This is a genomic window from Enterobacter wuhouensis (assembly GCF_004331265.1).
In the GTDB taxonomy this organism is placed as follows: domain Bacteria; phylum Pseudomonadota; class Gammaproteobacteria; order Enterobacterales; family Enterobacteriaceae; genus Enterobacter; species Enterobacter wuhouensis.
On record NZ_SJOO01000001.1, the window covers coordinates 679,980 to 696,705 of the forward strand.

Annotated in this window: 18 protein-coding genes; 10 read left to right on the top strand and 8 right to left on the bottom strand. The window is 56.6% G+C overall.

Annotation, left to right across the window (positions count from 1 at the left end):
• Nucleotides 1–56: 56 nt before the first annotated feature.
• Both E0L20_RS03405 and E0L20_RS03410 read right to left on the bottom strand, forming a co-directional pair.
• Entirely contained in the window at nucleotides 57–830 is a 774-nt protein-coding gene (locus E0L20_RS03405; protein ID WP_131632691.1) for an ABC transporter substrate-binding protein, read from the bottom strand.
• A gap of 31 nt (nucleotides 831–861) precedes the next feature.
• Nucleotides 862–2,031 carry a pyridoxal phosphate-dependent aminotransferase gene (locus E0L20_RS03410; RefSeq protein WP_131632810.1) on the bottom strand — a complete coding sequence of 390 codons (1,170 nt, stop codon included), beginning with the start codon at nucleotides 2,029–2,031 and terminating at the stop codon, nucleotides 862–864.
• Between the two features lie 115 nt (nucleotides 2,032–2,146).
• On the opposite strand from E0L20_RS03410, the gene E0L20_RS03415 reads away from it, so the two are divergent.
• A complete protein-coding gene (locus tag E0L20_RS03415; protein ID WP_131632692.1) occupies nucleotides 2,147–2,989 on the top strand; it encodes a LysR family transcriptional regulator in 843 nt (280 codons plus the stop codon).
• On the opposite strand, the gene E0L20_RS03420 is transcribed toward E0L20_RS03415, so the two are convergent.
• A complete protein-coding gene (locus E0L20_RS03420) occupies nucleotides 2,976–4,481 on the bottom strand; it encodes a carboxylesterase/lipase family protein (RefSeq protein ID WP_131632693.1) in 1,506 nt (501 codons plus the stop codon). The genes E0L20_RS03415 and E0L20_RS03420 overlap by 14 nt on opposite strands.
• Before the next feature lie 42 nt (nucleotides 4,482–4,523).
• On the bottom strand, nucleotides 4,524–5,867 hold the full coding sequence (hglS, locus tag E0L20_RS03425; RefSeq protein ID WP_131632694.1) for a 2-oxoadipate dioxygenase/decarboxylase HglS: 1,344 nt from the start codon (nucleotides 5,865–5,867) through the stop codon (nucleotides 4,524–4,526).
• Nucleotides 5,868–6,322: 455 nt separating this feature from the next.
• Here hglS and E0L20_RS03430 point away from each other — a divergent pair, with 455 nt between their 5' ends.
• The 7 genes from E0L20_RS03430 (at nucleotide 6,323) to E0L20_RS03460 (ending at nucleotide 12,653) form a co-directional block, all read left to right on the top strand.
• Complete coding sequence (locus E0L20_RS03430) at nucleotides 6,323–6,508, top strand: con-10 family general stress protein (RefSeq protein ID WP_119936120.1); 186 nt, start codon at nucleotides 6,323–6,325, stop codon at nucleotides 6,506–6,508.
• A gap of 77 nt (nucleotides 6,509–6,585) precedes the next feature.
• Complete coding sequence (locus E0L20_RS03435; protein WP_131632695.1) at nucleotides 6,586–7,083, top strand: YciE/YciF ferroxidase family protein; 498 nt, start codon at nucleotides 6,586–6,588, stop codon at nucleotides 7,081–7,083.
• 58 nt (nucleotides 7,084–7,141) lie between these two features.
• Complete coding sequence (locus tag E0L20_RS03440) at nucleotides 7,142–7,648, top strand: ferritin-like domain-containing protein (RefSeq protein ID WP_131632696.1); 507 nt, start codon at nucleotides 7,142–7,144, stop codon at nucleotides 7,646–7,648.
• Between the two features lie 15 nt (nucleotides 7,649–7,663).
• Entirely contained in the window at nucleotides 7,664–8,536 is an 873-nt protein-coding gene (locus tag E0L20_RS03445; RefSeq protein ID WP_131632697.1) for a manganese catalase family protein, read from the top strand.
• Between the two features lie 69 nt (nucleotides 8,537–8,605).
• On the top strand, nucleotides 8,606–10,009 hold the full coding sequence (locus E0L20_RS03450) for a cytochrome ubiquinol oxidase subunit I (RefSeq protein WP_010435240.1): 1,404 nt from the start codon (nucleotides 8,606–8,608) through the stop codon (nucleotides 10,007–10,009).
• Nucleotides 10,009–11,019, top strand: coding sequence for a cytochrome d ubiquinol oxidase subunit II (gene cydB, locus E0L20_RS03455; RefSeq protein ID WP_119936125.1), 1,011 nt, complete (start codon nucleotides 10,009–10,011; stop codon nucleotides 11,017–11,019). Before E0L20_RS03450 ends, cydB begins: the two co-directional genes overlap by 1 nt.
• Before the next feature lie 8 nt (nucleotides 11,020–11,027).
• Nucleotides 11,028–12,653 (top strand): alpha-amylase family protein, encoded by a 1,626-nt coding sequence (locus tag E0L20_RS03460; RefSeq protein ID WP_131632698.1) that lies wholly within the window; start codon nucleotides 11,028–11,030, stop codon nucleotides 12,651–12,653.
• On the opposite strand, the gene E0L20_RS03465 is transcribed toward E0L20_RS03460, so the two are convergent.
• The 4 genes from E0L20_RS03465 to E0L20_RS03480 are packed head-to-tail and all read right to left on the bottom strand — an operon-like array spanning nucleotide 12,654 to nucleotide 15,137.
• Nucleotides 12,654–13,640: an SDR family oxidoreductase gene (locus tag E0L20_RS03465; protein ID WP_131632699.1), complete on the bottom strand. Its 987-nt coding sequence runs from the start codon at nucleotides 13,638–13,640 to the stop codon at nucleotides 12,654–12,656.
• Between the two features lie 10 nt (nucleotides 13,641–13,650).
• Nucleotides 13,651–14,166 (bottom strand): 2-oxo-tetronate isomerase, encoded by a 516-nt coding sequence (locus E0L20_RS03470; protein WP_131632700.1) that lies wholly within the window; start codon nucleotides 14,164–14,166, stop codon nucleotides 13,651–13,653.
• Between the two features lie 11 nt (nucleotides 14,167–14,177).
• Nucleotides 14,178–14,624 carry a DUF421 domain-containing protein gene (locus tag E0L20_RS03475; RefSeq protein ID WP_131632701.1) on the bottom strand — a complete coding sequence of 149 codons (447 nt, stop codon included), beginning with the start codon at nucleotides 14,622–14,624 and terminating at the stop codon, nucleotides 14,178–14,180.
• 9 nt (nucleotides 14,625–14,633) lie between these two features.
• Complete coding sequence (locus E0L20_RS03480; protein ID WP_131632811.1) at nucleotides 14,634–15,137, bottom strand: hypothetical protein; 504 nt, start codon at nucleotides 15,135–15,137, stop codon at nucleotides 14,634–14,636.
• A 139-nt stretch (nucleotides 15,138–15,276) separates the two neighbouring features.
• Between E0L20_RS03480 and E0L20_RS03485 the strand changes: the two genes are divergently transcribed.
• A complete protein-coding gene (locus E0L20_RS03485) occupies nucleotides 15,277–15,666 on the top strand; it encodes a YdeI family stress tolerance OB fold protein (protein ID WP_131632702.1) in 390 nt (129 codons plus the stop codon).
• 65 nt (nucleotides 15,667–15,731) lie between these two features.
• On the top strand, nucleotides 15,732–16,616 hold the full coding sequence (locus E0L20_RS03490; protein WP_131632703.1) for an SDR family oxidoreductase: 885 nt from the start codon (nucleotides 15,732–15,734) through the stop codon (nucleotides 16,614–16,616).
• The last annotated feature ends 110 nt before the right edge of the window (nucleotides 16,617–16,726 follow it).

Genomic DNA, 16,726 nt, shown 5'->3' on the forward strand with positions numbered 1-16,726 from the left:
TAAAGAAAGGTATAAAAATCCCGGCTGGACATCGACAGCCGGGACAAACGAGGCGGTTATTTTACGCTGACATCGATACCCGGGAAGTACTTATCAGCGAGTTTAGCGATCGTGCCATCGGCACGTACTTTATCAATTGCGGCATCAAGCTGCTTTTTGGTGGCCTCATCCCCCTTACGCAACCCGAAGCCGATACCACTGCCCAGGATAGTGTCGTCAGACACCGGTTTGCCGATGAAACCAAACCCCTTACCCTGCGGCTTGCTCAGGAAACCTGCCTGTCCGGCCGCGGACATCACCAGCGAGGCGTCGATGCGGCCATTCAGCAGGTCAGCCCAGGCCATATTCTGATCTTTATACGACACTACGGTGACACCGTGCTTTTCCCAGTGCTCTTTGGCATAGGTTTCCTGAATAGATCCCTGCAGCACGCCGATGGTTTTACCCTTCAGCCCTTCCCCAGAGGTGTCTACCGCCGTCCCGGCTTTGCCCACGAGCTGAGAGGGAATGCGATAGATTGGCTGGGTAAAATCAATGCTTTTACGACGCTGGTCGGTGATATTCATCGCCGAGTTAATGGCGTCGAATTTCTTTGCCACCAGGCCCGGGATCAGGGCGTCAAACGAGGTTTCAACCCAGGTGCACTTTAGCGCTGCCGCTTTGCAGATAGCGTTGCCCAGCTCAACGTCGAACCCTTCCAGCTCGCCAGACGCATTACGGCTTTCGAACGGCGGATATTCCGCCTCCAGACCGTAACGCAATTCGGACGCCGCGAACGACGAAAACGTACACAGCAATCCCATGCCGATCATTAACGCGCGTAATTTCATCTCATACTCCTGAGAGCCTAATGGTATAGGCTCAGCGTGGTTGAACCCGACACAGGGCCTGAGCACCTGCCCGTAACGTCGCCTCATCTTTCGCGAAAGAGAGACGAATCAATTTATTGTCCGTGCCGTCAGCGTAAAACGCCGACAGCGGAATGGTGGCAACACCGCACTCAACGATCAGCCGTTTCACCATCTCGCTGTCGCACTCGTCGCTGAAACGGCTGTAATCCGCCAGCAGGAAGAACGAACCGGCGCTCGGCAGCAGCTTAAACGGTGATTCGGCCAGCAAACTTTGCAGCAGATCGCGCTTGCGCTGATAGAACGCGGAGAGCGAGAGCCAGGTCTGCGGGTCCGTCATGTGTTCGGCAAAGGCGTGCTGCATGGGAGTATCGGCAGAAAACATCAGAAATTGATGCACCTTGCAAATTTCGTCCATCAGCACCGCTGGCGCAACACAGTAACCCACGCGCCAGCCGGTGACGTGATAGGTTTTTCCGAAAGATGAAATAATGACGCTTCGCTCCGCCAGCTGCGGGTGCGTGGCCATACCGTGGTGCGGTTCGCCGTCAAAGACCACGTGTTCGTACACTTCGTCAGACAAAATAATGATGTCGGTATGGCGCGTCAGCGCCGCAAGCTGCTGCAGATCGTCCGCGGAAAAGACCTGCCCGCTCGGATTATGCGGCGTATTGACGATGATCATGCGCGTTCGGGGCGTAATCGCCGCGCGGACCTCCTCCCAGTCAACGGCAAAATCCGGCACGGTCAGCTTGATGGCGACCGGGGTCGCGCCCTGCAGGCGCACGATGGGCGCATAGCTATCAAATGACGGCTCAAAGTAGATCACCTCGTCGCCGGGGTGAACCAGCCCGCTGATGGCTGAATAGAGGCCTTCGCTGGCGCTGGCGGTCACCAGCACCTCGCTGCCGGGGTCGTACCGGGTGCCGTAAAGCGTGGCAATCTTCTCGGCAATGCGCTCCTTCAGGGACTGCAGGCCGGTCATCGACGCGTACTGGTTGTGCCCCGCTTCCATCGCGCGGGTCACGCCGGCCACCAGCTTCGGATCGCAGGCAAAATTCGGCGCGCCCTGAGAAAGGTTGATGGCGTTATGCTGGGCGGAAAGCTGTCCGATAACGGTGAATATGGTCGTGCCCACGTCAGGCAATTTCGAGCGTGTCTGCACCGGCGTTTGTAAAGTCATCATCTGTCCCTTCTCATGAATATTGCATAACTATTCAAACAATAAGTGAGTTGTCGGGACAATCGAATTGTTGTCATAATAGCCATGACAAAAATGCATAGCTGAGGTGTTTGATATGTCGCGCCGTTCTCTTCCGCTCAATGCCATCGACGCATTTTTAATTACCGCGCGGCATCTGAACCTCACCCACGCCGCCAGAGAGCTGTGCCTGACGCAGGGCGCGGTAAGCCGGAAAATTGCCGCTCTGGAAGAATGGTTTGGCTTTCCGCTGTTTGAGCGCCACGCGCGCGGCCTGCGCCTCTCTTCTCAGGGAAGCGCCCTGCTGCCGGAGCTGCAGTCCGCCTTTGAGCATCTGCTCAACGTCGCCGATCGGGCCCGTTCTCAGCAAACCGTCATCCGCCTGAAGGCCCCCACCTGCGCCATGCGCTGGCTGGTGCCGCGCCTTCTCGACGTCGAGCGCAAACAGCCGGAGCTGCAAATTGCGTTAACGACCACAACCGATCACAACGTCAACTTCAAAACCGAATCTTACGACGCGGCGATTGTTTTCGGCACCCATATGAGCGCGGGCGATCTCCTGTTTGAAGAAGCATTAACGCCGGTGCTGAGCCCGCTGCGGGCAGGTTCAACCCCGGAGCAGCTTACTTTCCTCCACCCGACGCGGGATAAGACCGACTGGTCGCTGTGGCTGGCAAAACAGGATGGCCCGACGTTTGCCATGCGCAAAAATCAACACTTCGACACCATGGACTTAGCCATTACCGCGGCGATACAGGGGTTAGGCATCGCCATCGTCGACGAAACGCTGGTGAAAGAGGATATCCGCGCCGGGCGCCTGACGCGCCCCTACCGAACGAGCATTAAAACCGGGGCAAGCTACAGGCTGGTATTTCGCGAATCGCCAGGCGCAGAGAATGGCCTGGCCGCGTTCCGTTCCTGTCTGCTTAATCAAGACTAACGTGATGCTTCATCACGCGCTTAAACAGGCTCATCCGCGCGCGCATAAAGCGGTTTTCAAGCCGGAATCCTGCATGTTTATTCACGCCAATGCGCAACAGCACATCCCTGCCTTTGCGGCAGGCCGGCCAGTGCGTCGGGCCGGGTAAGCTGTCCCGACGTCCTGCCTCGCGCGCGAAACTCACCCAATAGTCCGCCACGCGGGCAGAAAACTGCAGGTCACGTTCGGTCACGTAATGCCGAGAAGGTTCAACCTGGCCGAGGGTATCAAACGCATACGGCACCTCATTTCCGTGCCAGGCGCCGTTAGCGTAGGTGTCATGTTCCGCTTCCGCCACGTAGTCAAACCAGTAGCGCCAGCAAGGCGCGCCCGCGCGCTGCTGCGCCTGCATCACCACGTATCCCATCGTCGTAAAGGCCATATCACGGCACACCTGCCTGCCCAGCTCCTCATCCCCCTTCACGCCCGGATAAAGCAGCCTGATCAGCCCCAGGCCAAAACGTCGTTCGCGGCGAAGCTTCTGGATTTGCCCGGCAAGATCGATGCCGAATACCGCCATCACGCTGGCCTCGTCGCTGTTTGAGCCAATCATTACCGGAACGGGATGCTGGCGCGCGGCAAAAAACACGTCGAGCATCGCCTCCGGCAGAACGCAATCACCGACAATGGGCGCAGGGGCAACGTTTAGCGGTGCCGTCAGGGGCCAGAACGCATCAGGAGGAATGGCGCGCAGCTGTTCGGCACTGGCGTTTTCCAGCCCAAAGTGCGCGGCCAGGGCTTCCCCTTTTATCAGCGCCTGCTGGCGCGGGGTATCCGGCAGGGTGTAGCCACTTTGCACTATTGCCTTATGGAAAAGCCCCTTCGCTAAAGGTGACGCCAGAAGTGACAGTACGCTCCGCGCGCCTGCGGATTCGCCAAACAGCGTAATGCTGTCAGGGTCGCCGCCAAAAGCGGCAATATTGTCCCTTACCCATTCCAGGGCAGCGATCTGATCGAGCAGTGCAAAGTTATGCACCACGCGGTCTTCCTCACCCTCCAGCGCGGGATGGGCAAAGAAGCCAAGATGACCGAGGCGATAATTGAGCGTAACAACAACCACGTCGCGTTGTGCGAGGGCTTTACCGTTGTATGGAGGCAATCCACCCGCGCCGAGGGTAAAGCCCCCGCCGTGGAGCCAAACCATAACAGGAAGCGGCGCGGCGCGTTGCGCGGGTGACCAAACGTTGAGATACAGACAATCTTCAGAGAACTGGCCGGGATCGCCACCGCCAAGCTCCTTGCAGTACTCGCTGCTTTGCCAGCTGGACGGCGAAAAGGCTGTCGCCGGGCGCACGCCTTCCCAGCGTTCGGGCGGCCGTGGAGAACGCCAGCGCCAGTCGCCCACCGGCGGTGCGGCATAGGGAATACCGCACCACACGTTAATATCGCCATCGGTAAAACCAGTCAATGCACCCTGGCGCGTTTCAACCACAGGGGCGGAGGGATTTTGCATAACTACCTTCTTTTTCCATCACACCCCAGCAGAGTAACGATTTCAGAGCAAACCGCAACGCTGTTTACTGCGCGTCTCAGCCTCCTGGTAGAGCGTAAACTCATCGTACACCGGACATCCCAGCGCCGTTTCGAACGCATCCCGGCTGGCGTTGCCGTGGCTGCGCGCCTGCGTTTCGTTCCCAAGGTTGGACTGGAAAATGCCCGCCGCGCTGACGGGCAAGAAATCCTCGTAGGTAATCGGCTGGGCGATCACCCAGCCCCGCTCAATCAGCGGCTGCGGGTCGTCCCCGGGACGAAACGCGTGCCGGTGCGCTTCCCCTGCCGGGGTCAGGCGATAGCGGAAATAGGCCAGCTCCTGGCGCCGCATTAACATTTCGCTGTCCGGGAAGTCGCTGAACGCCTCCCGCAAATGAAGCTGGTGCATCAGGTTGTCTTTGCCGGTTCCGGCCTGGCCGAGCAGCTTATCGTATAGCTGGCGCCCTTTCGGCGTAAGCGCGACGCCGCGCTGTTCAATTTCGCCAAACCGCGCCGTATGGGTGCCTTTATGCTCTCCGGCAAAGAGAACCGGCTCCTCCAGCGCTTTAAAGCTGGTCTGACGCAGCAGCACCGGCACCTCACGGCGCGGCGGGCCTTCAATCAGAATTTTCGGTTCAATTCCGTATTTAGGCATCAGCTCCTGCACCCGGTCGATATCCAGCGTGCGCGGCGTGAGATGGTTAATGTGGCAACCGGGGAAACAGACCACGTCGGCAATCAGCCGATGTTCATTGCTCAGCGCCTGATAGGTGTCCCAGTCGACCGTCGCATGGCGGTGCCAGCGGAAAGTCTCTAGCGCTTCCTTCACAAACTCCCGAGCCTGCGGGTCGGTAAACTGCCCTTCCGCCTCGTGCAGTTCAATGAGCTCCAGGCAGCGCGGCGTAAAGATAGCGCGGCGAGAGAGGATCTTCGCGGCCCGCTCGCGCAGTGATGGATTTTCGATTAACTCAAGCCGCAGCAGCGACGTAAAAATGCGAAACGGATTGCGGCACAGCGCCGCATCGTCAACGGGACGAAACGCCGTTGAGTGAACGGGGACGCCTGCCTGAGAGAGATCGTAATAGCTGACCGGATACATCCCCATAATGGCAAACATGCGGCGTAGGGTGGCAAGCTCACGCGCCGTACCAACGCGGATCGCGCCGTGGCGCTCGACGTTCAGCCGCGCAAGCTCATCGGCGTTCGCCAGTTGTTCATGTAAATGTGGGTTGTTTTCGAGAACCGCCAGGTTCACATCCGCAACCAGTTCAAGCAAGGTGCCGTACTGCGGAACTTCCTGCTGGTACATCGCCGACATAGCCTGCGAAAAATGTTCCCGAATATCATCAGCCGTGATGGTGTTCGCCATGATGTCATGCCTCCAGTGAATACTACCTGGAGTGTAGAAAAGGCCGCTCCTTCCGGTGGGAAGAATTTAGGATTTGTGATCTTAAGACGTGAGTGGTTAAGCCGTGCGCGGCTATGCCACTTGTTCAGAACAAGAAAAATTAATCCAGGATTAATCTGCATTTATCATCAAATTTTATTTCAATTGGCTTATATGAAGGATGTAAATATATGTTGTCGCATTAATAATGCGGTTACCCCCATTAAACACAACCGGTTACGTCGCTCCGTCAAAAATATATTACCTGCAAGCGAAGCGTTAATTACCCCCTTTTAGTTAGCCATAAACGCCAGATATCCAAATTATATTTGACTCAGCGCCACCAGCGTCTAGAGTTATTAATCGAACGACGAGTGATACGGATTATTTTCTTCGTATCTTACTGACATAACCAATATATGAATATGAGGTTTAATATGGCAGAGCATCGTGGTGGTTCCGGTAATTTCGCTGAAGACCGTGATAAAGCATCAGAAGCTGGTAAGAAAGGTGGCCAGCACAGCGGTGGGAATTTTAAAAATGATCCCCAGCGCGCGTCAGAAGCCGGTAAAAAAGGTGGTCAGAACAGTCACGGCGGAGGCCGAAAATCTGACAATTCCTGATCGTATTTTATGACCAGTGAGTATGCTGCGGGCCTCACGGCTCGCAGTAACCTTTACCTGTTTAACCGGAGCGTAATATGAATATGAAAAGTATTGAAGACGTCTTTATCCATCTCCTGTCCGACACCTACAGCGCGGAAAAACAGCTGACCCGCGCGTTAAGCAAGCTCTCCCGCGCCGCCTCCAGCGAACAACTCAGCGCCGCGTTCGCTGCGCACCTGGAAGAGACGCAGGGGCAAATTGAGCGTATTGACCAGATTGTTGAACAAGAGTCGGGGATCAAGCTCAAGCGTATGAAGTGTGTGGCAATGGAGGGTCTCATCGAAGAAGCAAACGAGGTCATTGAAAGCACGGAGAAAAATGAAGTGCGAGACGCGGCGTTAATTGCTGCAGCGCAAAAAGTCGAACATTACGAAATTGCCAGCTACGGCACCCTTGCCACGTTAGCAGAACAGCTTGGCTATAAAAAAGCCGTCAAGCTTCTTGCCGAAACGCTGGAAGAAGAGAAAGAAACCGATCTTAAATTAACCGATTTGGCCGTTGGCAATATTAATCAAAAGGCCCAAAAAGGTTAACCCAGGAAATAATGAGCATCAGCATTTAAATTATTTAAATCACTCCCAGGAGTTTATTATGAATCATGTAGAACACTACCATGATTGGCTGCGCGATGCCCATGCGATGGAAAAGCAAGCTGAATCCATGCTGGAATCGATGGCCAGCCGCATCGATAATTATCCTGACCTGCGCGCGCGTATTGAGCAGCACGTCAACGAGACAAAACGGCAAATTACATTGCTGGAAGAAATTCTCGATCGTAATGATATTTCTCGCTCTGTCTTGAAAGATTCCATGAGCAAAATGGCCGCTCTCGGTCAGTCCATTGGGGGGATGTTCCCTTCCGATGAGATCGTAAAAGGCTCGATCAGCGGCTACGTTTTCGAACAGTTTGAGATCGCCTGCTATACCTCCCTGCTGGCGGCGGCCAAAAAAGCGGGTGACACCGCCTCGGTGCCCGCTATCGAAACCATCCTCGCGGAAGAACGCGAAATGGCCGACTGGCTGATTCGCCACATTCCGCAGACAACGGAACAGTTCCTGCTGCGCTCTGACGCGGACGGCGTTGAAGCGAAAAAATAACAAGAGGGAGTGTATATGTTCCGACACGTAAAACAGCTGCAGTATACGGTTCGCGTTGCCGAACCGAATCCGGGCCTGGCTAACCTTTTGCTGGAACAGTTTGGCGGGCCGCAGGGCGAGCTTGCCGCCGCCTGTCGTTACTTCACTCAGGGACTGAGCGATGACGATCCTGGCCGCAAAGATATGCTGATGGATATCGCTACCGAGGAGCTGAGCCACCTCGAAATTATCGGCACCCTGGTCGGTATGCTTAACAAAGGGGCCAAAGGCGAACTGGCGGAAGGCGTTGAAAGCGAAGCAGAGCTGTATCGGTCCATGACCGAAAACGGTAACGACAGCCACATCACTTCGCTGCTTTACGGTGGCGGTACGCCGCTAACCAACTCGGCGGGCGTCCCCTGGACCGCGGCTTATATTGACACCATTGGTGAGCCGACCGCCGACCTGCGCTCTAACGTGGCGGCAGAAGCAAGAGCCAAGATCATCTATGAACGGCTGATTAACGTGACCGATGACCCCGGCGTTAAGGATGCGCTGGCGTTTCTGATGACGCGTGAGGCGGCGCATCAGCTCTCATTTGAGAAGGCGCTGCAGTCCATCCGCAATAATTTCCCCCCCGGAAAACTGCCGCCCATCCAGGAGTACACCAACAAGTACTACAATATGTCTGAAGGTGGAGAAGTCCGCGGAAGCTGGAACAGCGATAAGCACTTCGATTATGTGGAATCTCCCCAGCCAGCGGTCGACGGCGGTGATGGCAGTGCAAGCGTGACGCTCACGAAAGAGCAAGCCACGTTGGTTAAGGCCATGTCTGCGCGCACAAAGTCCGATCCTAAAGCCGATCCGCTAACCGGCGCCGAGCTTGGCGCAGGGAAGAAAAAACCGTAATCGGTTTTGCCAGGCGGCCCAGCGCTGCCTGGCAATTCTCGTTAGCCCTCCGTTCCAGAGGTACGGCCCATGTTCGAACTCGATGCATTTCATCTGGCCAGAATCCAGTTTGCCTTTACCGTCTCCTTTCATATCCTTTTTCCTGCCATCACCATCGGGCTCGCCAGCTATCTGGTGGTGCTCGAAGGCATGTGGCTGCGCACCAAAAACGACGTCTGGCGCTCGCTGTATCATTTCTGGCTCAAGATCTTTGCCGTTAACTTCGGCATGGGCGTGGTGTCAGGGCTGGTGATGGCCTACCAGTTTGGGACCAACTGGAGCGGTTTTTCTCAGTTCGCAGGCAGCATCACCGGACCGCTACTCACCTATGAGGTACTTACCGCCTTCTTCCTCGAAGCCGGTTTTTTAGGCGTGATGCTGTTCGGCTGGAACAAGGTCGGCCCGGGGCTACACTTCTTCGCGACCTGCATGGTGGCGCTGGGTACCCTGATGTCTACCTTCTGGATCCTCGCCTCCAACAGCTGGATGCACACGCCGCAGGGCTTCAGCATACAGAACGGTCAGGTCATCCCCGAAGACTGGCTGGCCATCATCTTTAACCCCTCCTTCCCGTACCGGCTGATTCATATGTCGATTGCCGCGTTCCTCAGCAGCGCGCTGTTTGTGGGCGCATCGGGCGCGTGGCACCTGCTGCGCGGTAACGACACCCCTGCCGTGCGCAAAATGTTCTCCATGGCAATGTGGATGGCGCTGCTGGTCGCCCCCATCCAGGCCGTGGTGGGCGATATGCACGGCCTGAACACGCTGGAGCACCAGCCCGCCAAGATTGCGGCCATCGAAGGACACTGGGAGAACCCGCCAGGAGAAGCCACGCCGCTGCTGCTGTTTGGCGTGCCGGACATGGACGAAGAGCGTACCAAATACGGGCTTGAGATCCCCGCGCTCGGCAGCCTGATCCTGACGCATAGCCTGGATAAACAGGTGCCCGCCCTGAAGGATTTTCCGAAAGAAGATCGGCCTAACTCGCTCATCGTCTTCTGGTCGTTCCGCGTCATGGTCGGGATGGGGCTGCTGATGATTGCGCTCGGCGCGCTCAGCGTCTGGCTACGGTATCGGCACCGGCTGTACCACTCGCGCCCGTTCCACTGGTTTGCCCTGTGCATGGGGCCCGCCGGGCTGCTCGCGCTGCTGGCAGGCTGGGTGACTACCGAAGTGGGCCGTCAGCCGTGGGTGGTTTACGGCTACCTGCGCACGATAGACGCCGTATCGCTGCACAGCACGCTGCAGATGAGCATCAGCCTGCTGGCCTTTATCGTGGTCTACTGTTCGGTATTTGGCGTGGGCTATGTCTATCTCGTCCGGCTGATTAAGAAAGGGCCGCAGCCTGTCGGCACGCTGACCTCTAATACCTCGGGCACCCCTGCCCGTCCGCTGTCTGCCGCTGAATCTGTTCCTGAAGAGGAGAGAAGCTGATGGGCGTTGATATCTCGGTTATCTGGTTTGCGATCATCGTCTTTGCCACGCTGATGTACATCGTTATGGATGGCTTTGACCTCGGGATTGGGATGCTCTTCAGCTTTGTTGGCGATGCCAAAGAGCGCGACGTGATGGTGAACAGCGTCGCGCCGGTCTGGGACGGAAACGAAACCTGGCTGGTGCTCGGTGGCGCGGGGTTATTCGGCGCCTTTCCGCTGGCCTATGCGGTGATCGTGGATGCGCTGACCATTCCCCTTACCGCCATGCTGATTGGCCTGATCTTCCGCGGCGTGGCGTTTGAATTTCGCTTTAAGGCCACCCCGTCGCACCGCAAATTCTGGGACTACTCCTTTGCGGGCGGATCGCTGCTCGCCACCTTCAGCCAGGGCATCGTCGTGGGCGCAATGATCAACGGCTTCGACGTGGAAGGCCGCCGCTTCGTGGGCTCATCGCTGGACTGGCTGACGCCGTTCAACCTGTTCTGCGGGCTGGGGCTGATCGTCGCCTATACCCTGCTGGCGACCACCTGGCTCATCATGAAAAGCGAAGGCGCGCTGCAAACCCGCATGCGCGAGCTGACCCGCCACGTGCTGCTGGCGCTGATGGTGGTCATCGCCGTGGTGAGCATCTGGACGCCGCTTGGCTGGCAGTACGTGGCCGACCGCTGGTTCACCCTGCCGAATTTCTTCTGGTTCCTGCCGGTCCCCATTCTGGTGGCGGTGTTTAGCCTGCTGATCTGGCGGCTGACCCGCAATCCGAACAGCCATGCCCGCCCGTTCCTGCTGACGCTTGGTTTAATCTTTCTCGGCTTTAGCGGGCTGGGCATCAGCCTGTGGCCGCACATTATTCCGCCGCGCATTACCCTCTGGGAGGCCGCCGCACCGCCTGCCAGCCAGCTGTTTATGCTGGTCGGGACGCTGCTGATTATTCCGGTGATTCTGGTGTACACCGCCTGGAGCTACTATGTCTTCCGGGGCAAAGTGTCTGATACGGAAGGCTATCACTGAGGTGCGCTATGGCAGGCTGGCATACACGAGCCATTATCTACCAGATTGATACCGCCCTGTTTTACGACCTGAACGGCGATGGCTGCGGAGACATCGCCGGAATAGGGGCAAAGCTGCGCTACATTCGCCGGATGGGGGCGACGGTTATCTGGATCACCCCGTTTTATCTGACGCCGTTTCTGGATGAAGGCTACGACGTCAGCGACCATCTGCAGGTCGATCCGCGCTTTGGAAAACTGAAGGATATCATCGCGTTTATCGAGCAGGCCCGCGAGCTGGGCATGCAGGTGATTATCGAGCTGCTGATCCAGCACACCTCGGACGCGCACCCCTGGTTTCAACAGGCGCGCCGCAATCCGCAGTCCCCCTTTCGCGACTATTATCTGTGGTCAGACAGCGATGATGACGATACGCCGCCGATGTTTCCCGGCGTCGAAAAGAGCGTCTGGTCATGGGACGACGAGGCCGGGCAATACTACCGGCACATGTTCTATCGCCACGAGCCGGACCTCAATCTCGCCTCGCCTGCCGTACTCAAGGAGATCGACAACATCATCCTCTTCTGGCTCAAGCTCGGCGTATCGGGCTTTCGCCTGGACGCCGCGTCTCACCTGACAAAACAGGCCGGGCGTGGGGAGGAGAAAAAGGGGCTGTGGATCCTCGAGCATATGCGTCAGCTGATTGAGCAACATAACCCGGATGCGATCCTGCTTGGCGAAGTGGACGTCGAGGTAGAGGAATATAAAGACTACTTTGGCGATAACGATCGCCTTAACCTGGTGCTGAACTTCTGGCTTAACAAGTACTTCTACGTCAGCCTGGCCGAGAAGAGCGCCCGCCCGCTGCGCAACGCGGTGAAGAAAATGATCGTGCCGCCCGATTCCTGCTGCTTCGCCAACTGGCTGCGCAACCACGACGAGCTGGACCTCGAGGGCATTGGTCAAAAAGCCAAACAGATCGTGCTAGACACCTTCGCGCCGGATGAAAATATGAACGTGTATCAGCGCGGCATTCGACGCCGTCTGGCGCCGATGCTGAATGGCGATCAAAAACGGCTGGCGTTCTGTCACGCGGTGCTGTTCTCTCTGCCGGGCGTACCGGTGATGCGCTACGGGGATGAGATCGGCATGGGAGACGATCTGGCGCTGGAAGAGCGCTACGCCGTGCGCACGCCGATGCAGTGGGCGGGCTCGCAGGGCGGTGGATTTTCGGATGCCGATCCTGACGCATTTATCGCCCCCATCATCGATCGCGGCCCCTACCGCTACCACAAAGTCAACGTGGCGGACTCGCTCCTGCACCGCAGCTCCCTCCTGCACCGGATCATGGATATCGCTAACACGCGCTCGGAGTTCCCGGAAATCGCCGTTGCGCCGTTTCGGCTCATCAATGTGGATAACGATGCCGTGCTGGGGATTTACTACGAGGCCGACGAACGCAGCATTCTGACCTTTGTGAACTTTAGCGACAAACCGGTTACGTTCTTCGCCAAAGGGATCCGGCACGCGACCTGGACCGCCTGTCTGGCAGACAAACATTACGATGATGCGCTACTCCCCGGCAAAACGGTTGAGCTGAGCCTCAGCGGCTACGGTTACCGCTGGTTCTGGACCAGCCGCACCGCGCTGCGCTGACTATTTTTTTCGGATCGTCAGCAGACGAGCCAGGACCACGCCCGCCACCGCGAGCGAACCGAGCAGTACCTTCCCCGGCACGCCGGAGGTCATGGTCACGGCGCGGTTCTTCGCTTCGGCAGTAAAACGCCCGTGGATCCTGTGAAGATCGTTGACGGGGCGATCGAGGTAGTCCTGACGATCTTCGGCATTCAGCGTATCGGTCATCTGCCCTTCCCAGGCTTTGCTGGCCATCAGCCGATCGAGAAAATTGGGGAACAGGAACTGCCCGACAATTGACTGGACGGTGCTGCTGCCCACCCAAAGTTCGCGCACCGGTTTTTGCGCGACCTTAAAAATGGCGCTGGCCGCCACTTCGGGCTGGAAGACGGGCGGAACGGGGCGCATCGCCCAGGCAAATTTATTCCTCGCCCACTCAAACTGCGGCGTATTGAGCCCCGGCATCTGCACCATTGATATCGACACCCGGCTATTTTCGTGCATCAGCTCGGTGCGCACGGCGTCGGTGAACCCCCGTATGGCCGCTTTCGCGCCGCAGTAGGCGGACTGCAGGGGAATGGAGCGGTAGGCCAGCGCAGAGCCGACCTGGATAATCACCCCGCGATCGCGAGGCACCATCAGCTCCAGCGCGGCGCGGGTGCCGTTGACGTAGCCCAGATACGTCACCTCCGTGACGCGGCGAAACTCCTCGGGCGTCATTGTCCGAAACGGTGCCAGCACGGCCCCCATGGCGTTATTAATCCATACGTCAATCGCGCCGAGACGATATTCGATGTCGTTGGCGGCGTCGGCTACCGCCTGGCTATCCGCCACGTCGGCCTGAACGGCGTACGCGTTCACCCCAAAACGGCGCAGTTCTTCCTGCGTAGAGTGCAGGCTGTCTGCGTCGCGGGCAATAATCCCCACGTCATACCCCGCTTTGGCAAAGTGCAGCGCCGTGGCTTTACCCACGCCCGCCGTCCCCCCGGTAATGACAATTACGGCCATATCCCCTCCATCATGACGTCAAGCCCGATAGCTCCCCGATCAGCTCCGTTAACGAATAACGGACCGCTTTTTCCACCACGTCCTGGCATTCACCGGAAAAGTGCACGGTGCTCGTTTCCGTACGCCCCCGTAAATTCCAGGCGAAGCAGACGGTACCTGCTGCCGTACCGTCGTCGCCCCCTTCCGGGCCAGCGTATCCGCTGATGGCGATACTGATATCGGCCTCGGCAATCTCGCGAATTTTTGCGGCCATTTCGGTGACCGTCTGCTCGCTGACGGCGGTGAAGCGCTCAAGGGTTTCGCGACGTACGCCCAGGATCCTCTCCTTGGCCTCATCGCTGAACACCACCATCCCGACATCATAGAACTCTGCCGTGTTCTCCTCAGCGCAGAGCGCAACCGCCAGATTGCCGCCGGTGCAGGACTCCGCCGTGGTTAAGCGAAGCCCTAAATCCGTCAGCTTCGTTGCCAGCTTTTTGGTGAGCTCGCCCGTGGTCTCGTTTTTATCGTGATCCAGATTGCTCATTAGGGTGCCTCTTAATTTTCAAAGGGAATGATTGAAATATGCCCATTCCGTTCAAGAATAGCGTATTTAATTTTAGCGAACTCGGTAATGCCATTATTTTGCCGGGCTGACACAAGAATATCATCGCAGGAAACATCAACTTTCTTCAGCTTATCGGTGAGCGGGACACCGTTTTCCACCAGAATAACCGGCGTGCCGTCCAGAATATTTTCAACGGGTGAAAAATATTTCTTCATCAGGCCAAATATTATATCCACCACCACCAGCGTAGTTATCGTAATCATTGCCCCGGCGACCGAGAAATCCTCGCCCAATAGCGCCTGCTGCGTCGCCTCGCTGATAATCAGGAGCAGAATCAGGTCGAAACTGGTCATCTGCAGCAAGGCTCGCCGCCCGGCCACCTTAAATACCACCACCAGAAACAGATATATAGCCAGAGCACGAAAGACCATATCCATGTTCGTCTCCTAAGGATAAATAACCTGCCAGAAAGGTATTTCGGGCTCGTTGTTGACACGCAGCGTATTTGTCCACTTACCCGCTTTAGAGGGCGTCAAAAACAGCTGGATGGAGAATTTTTCATTCTGCTCCAGGTTGTTAAAGACAAAGAAGAGCGTATTACCACGGCTGTACATGCTGTCCGGCTGTGGCCAGATGCTGCCAGGTTCATAAGCTTCCCGGTCCTCGCTGGTCATGCCGATCACGTACTTTCCCGGCGCCTTAACCGGAAATGCGATCCGTACAGGAAACTCCGTTTCACGCCGTCCGAAGCGCTCATAGCTAATCGTGAGCGTTTTTGCCGAATTTGTTTTTTCGGTATCACTCACCATTCCGCTTGAAAACAGACCGGCAATCGCGGCCACAATAATGCCTAACAAGACCACAAAACCGACCTGGCGAAAGGCATATTCGAACGTCAGCAAGCGATAACTTTCATTTATACCGGGCAACTTTTCATTTTTACGATTCATCTGCGGCATCACCGTTTCGCTTATTTAGTGAACGTTATGATTTTCATACCAAAATGCTTTTAGGACTTATCACATTTGCCACATAAAGGAATAGCAATAATACTTAATAAGTCAAGACAGCCATAATGAAGGATATCAAATGAAATTATCAGTCATTCCAGCATTATTTATATTACTCGCCCCTGCCGCGTGGGCCGATAATAACGGTGGTTTAGAAAAGGGAGAAGCTCCCCCGCCGCCGCACGCCCTGGATGATGGCTATCGAGGCACTGACGACGCGCGAATTATGACCATTAATCAGGCAAAAGAAATGCACGATGGCGCATCGATTTCACTGCGCGGTAACCTGATTGATGGCAGCGGCGATAAATATGTTTTCCAGGATAAAACGGGCAAAATAGACGTTATTATCCCTAAGGCGGTATTTGACGACAGAACCGTTAAGCCCGATCAGATGATCAGCATTAACGGCTCGCTCGATAAAAAATCATCTCCTCCCGTCGTCCGAGTCGATCGTTTACAGAAATAAGTTCAGCGAAGCGTTAACGCTGCCACTATCCATCAAATCTCACCCCTTGGCCTAAGGAGTCAGCTATGAGTGATACTCAACAACGTACCGACGCTTACCCGCAACCTCCCTTCCCGGAGCAGCCCCAAACGCCGCCGGGTCTGGCCTCTGACATGCAGCCTGCCCCCGACCACGGGGAAACGAGCTATAAAGGCCACGGTCGCCTGGCCGGGAAAAAGGCGCTGATCACCGGCGGCGACTCCGGTATTGGTCGGGCCGTCGCGATTGCCTACGCCCGTGAAGGCGCAGATGTCGCTATCAACTATCTCCCCGAAGAAGAAAAAGATGCCGCTGAGGTGATTGACCTGATAAAGGCGGAAGGACGCACGGCCGTCGCGCTGCCCGGCGATATTCGGGACGAGAATTTTTGCCAGAATCTGGTGGAGGAAGCCGTCACGCAGCTGGGCGGGCTGGATATTCTGGTGAATAACGCGGGCCGCCAGCAGTATCGGGAATCGCTGGAAGACCTCACGACCGAGGATTTCGACGCGACGTTCAAAACGAACGTCTACGCCCCTTTCTGGATCACGAAGGCCGCGCTGCGCCACCTTAAAGCGCCAGCCTCTATTATTAATACCTCCTCCGTGCAGGCAGTAAAACCCAGCGCCGTGCTGCTGGACTATGCGCAAACCAAAGCGTGCCTTGCCGTGTTTACCAAAGCCTTAGCCAAGCAGCTTGGGCCAAAAGGGATACGCGTGAACGCCGTCGCGCCCGGCCCTTACTGGACGGTGCTGCAGCCCAGCGGCGGACAGCCGCAGGAAAAAGTGAAGCAGTTCGGGGGAGATACGCCGCTGGGCCGCCCCGGTCAGCCCGTTGAGATCGCCCCGCTCTACGTCACTCTGGCCTCGGATGAATGTTCGTATACGTCGGGCCAGGTATGGTGTTCTGACGGCGGTGACGGGGTAATTTAAGCCCCCAGACGAAGCAGGAGAGGACAAGGACGTCTTCCGACCCACCCGCTGCGAAAAATGCGTTGTAACTCAAACAGATTAAATGTTAAAAATATTTTGCTATCAAGTTA

Excerpts from the sequence above, each read along its gene's own strand:
- E0L20_RS03465 (WP_131632699.1), bottom strand. The coding sequence starts at position 13,640 with ATGGCCGTAATTGTCATTACCGGGGGGACGGCGGGCGTGGGTAAAGCC.
- E0L20_RS03420 (WP_131632693.1), bottom strand. The coding sequence starts at position 4,481 with ATGCAAAATCCCTCCGCCCCTGTGGTTGAAACGCGCCAGGGTGCATTG.
- E0L20_RS03430 (WP_119936120.1), top strand. The coding sequence starts at position 6,323 with ATGGCAGAGCATCGTGGTGGTTCCGGTAATTTCGCTGAAGACCGTGAT.
- E0L20_RS03440 (WP_131632696.1), top strand. The coding sequence starts at position 7,142 with ATGAATCATGTAGAACACTACCATGATTGGCTGCGCGATGCCCATGCG.
- E0L20_RS03415 (WP_131632692.1), top strand. The coding sequence starts at position 2,147 with ATGTCGCGCCGTTCTCTTCCGCTCAATGCCATCGACGCATTTTTAATT.
- E0L20_RS03485 (WP_131632702.1), top strand. The coding sequence starts at position 15,277 with ATGAAATTATCAGTCATTCCAGCATTATTTATATTACTCGCCCCTGCC.
- E0L20_RS03445 (WP_131632697.1), top strand. The coding sequence starts at position 7,664 with ATGTTCCGACACGTAAAACAGCTGCAGTATACGGTTCGCGTTGCCGAA.
- E0L20_RS03450 (WP_010435240.1), top strand. The coding sequence starts at position 8,606 with ATGTTCGAACTCGATGCATTTCATCTGGCCAGAATCCAGTTTGCCTTT.
- E0L20_RS03480 (WP_131632811.1), bottom strand. The coding sequence starts at position 15,137 with ATGAATCGTAAAAATGAAAAGTTGCCCGGTATAAATGAAAGTTATCGC.
- E0L20_RS03405 (WP_131632691.1), bottom strand. The coding sequence starts at position 830 with ATGAAATTACGCGCGTTAATGATCGGCATGGGATTGCTGTGTACGTTT.
- cydB (WP_119936125.1), top strand. The coding sequence starts at position 10,009 with ATGGGCGTTGATATCTCGGTTATCTGGTTTGCGATCATCGTCTTTGCC.
- E0L20_RS03460 (WP_131632698.1), top strand. The coding sequence starts at position 11,028 with ATGGCAGGCTGGCATACACGAGCCATTATCTACCAGATTGATACCGCC.
- E0L20_RS03490 (WP_131632703.1), top strand. The coding sequence starts at position 15,732 with ATGAGTGATACTCAACAACGTACCGACGCTTACCCGCAACCTCCCTTC.
- E0L20_RS03475 (WP_131632701.1), bottom strand. The coding sequence starts at position 14,624 with ATGGATATGGTCTTTCGTGCTCTGGCTATATATCTGTTTCTGGTGGTG.
- E0L20_RS03470 (WP_131632700.1), bottom strand. The coding sequence starts at position 14,166 with ATGAGCAATCTGGATCACGATAAAAACGAGACCACGGGCGAGCTCACC.
- E0L20_RS03410 (WP_131632810.1), bottom strand. The coding sequence starts at position 2,031 with ATGACTTTACAAACGCCGGTGCAGACACGCTCGAAATTGCCTGACGTG.
- hglS (WP_131632694.1), bottom strand. The coding sequence starts at position 5,867 with ATGGCGAACACCATCACGGCTGATGATATTCGGGAACATTTTTCGCAG.
- E0L20_RS03435 (WP_131632695.1), top strand. The coding sequence starts at position 6,586 with ATGAATATGAAAAGTATTGAAGACGTCTTTATCCATCTCCTGTCCGAC.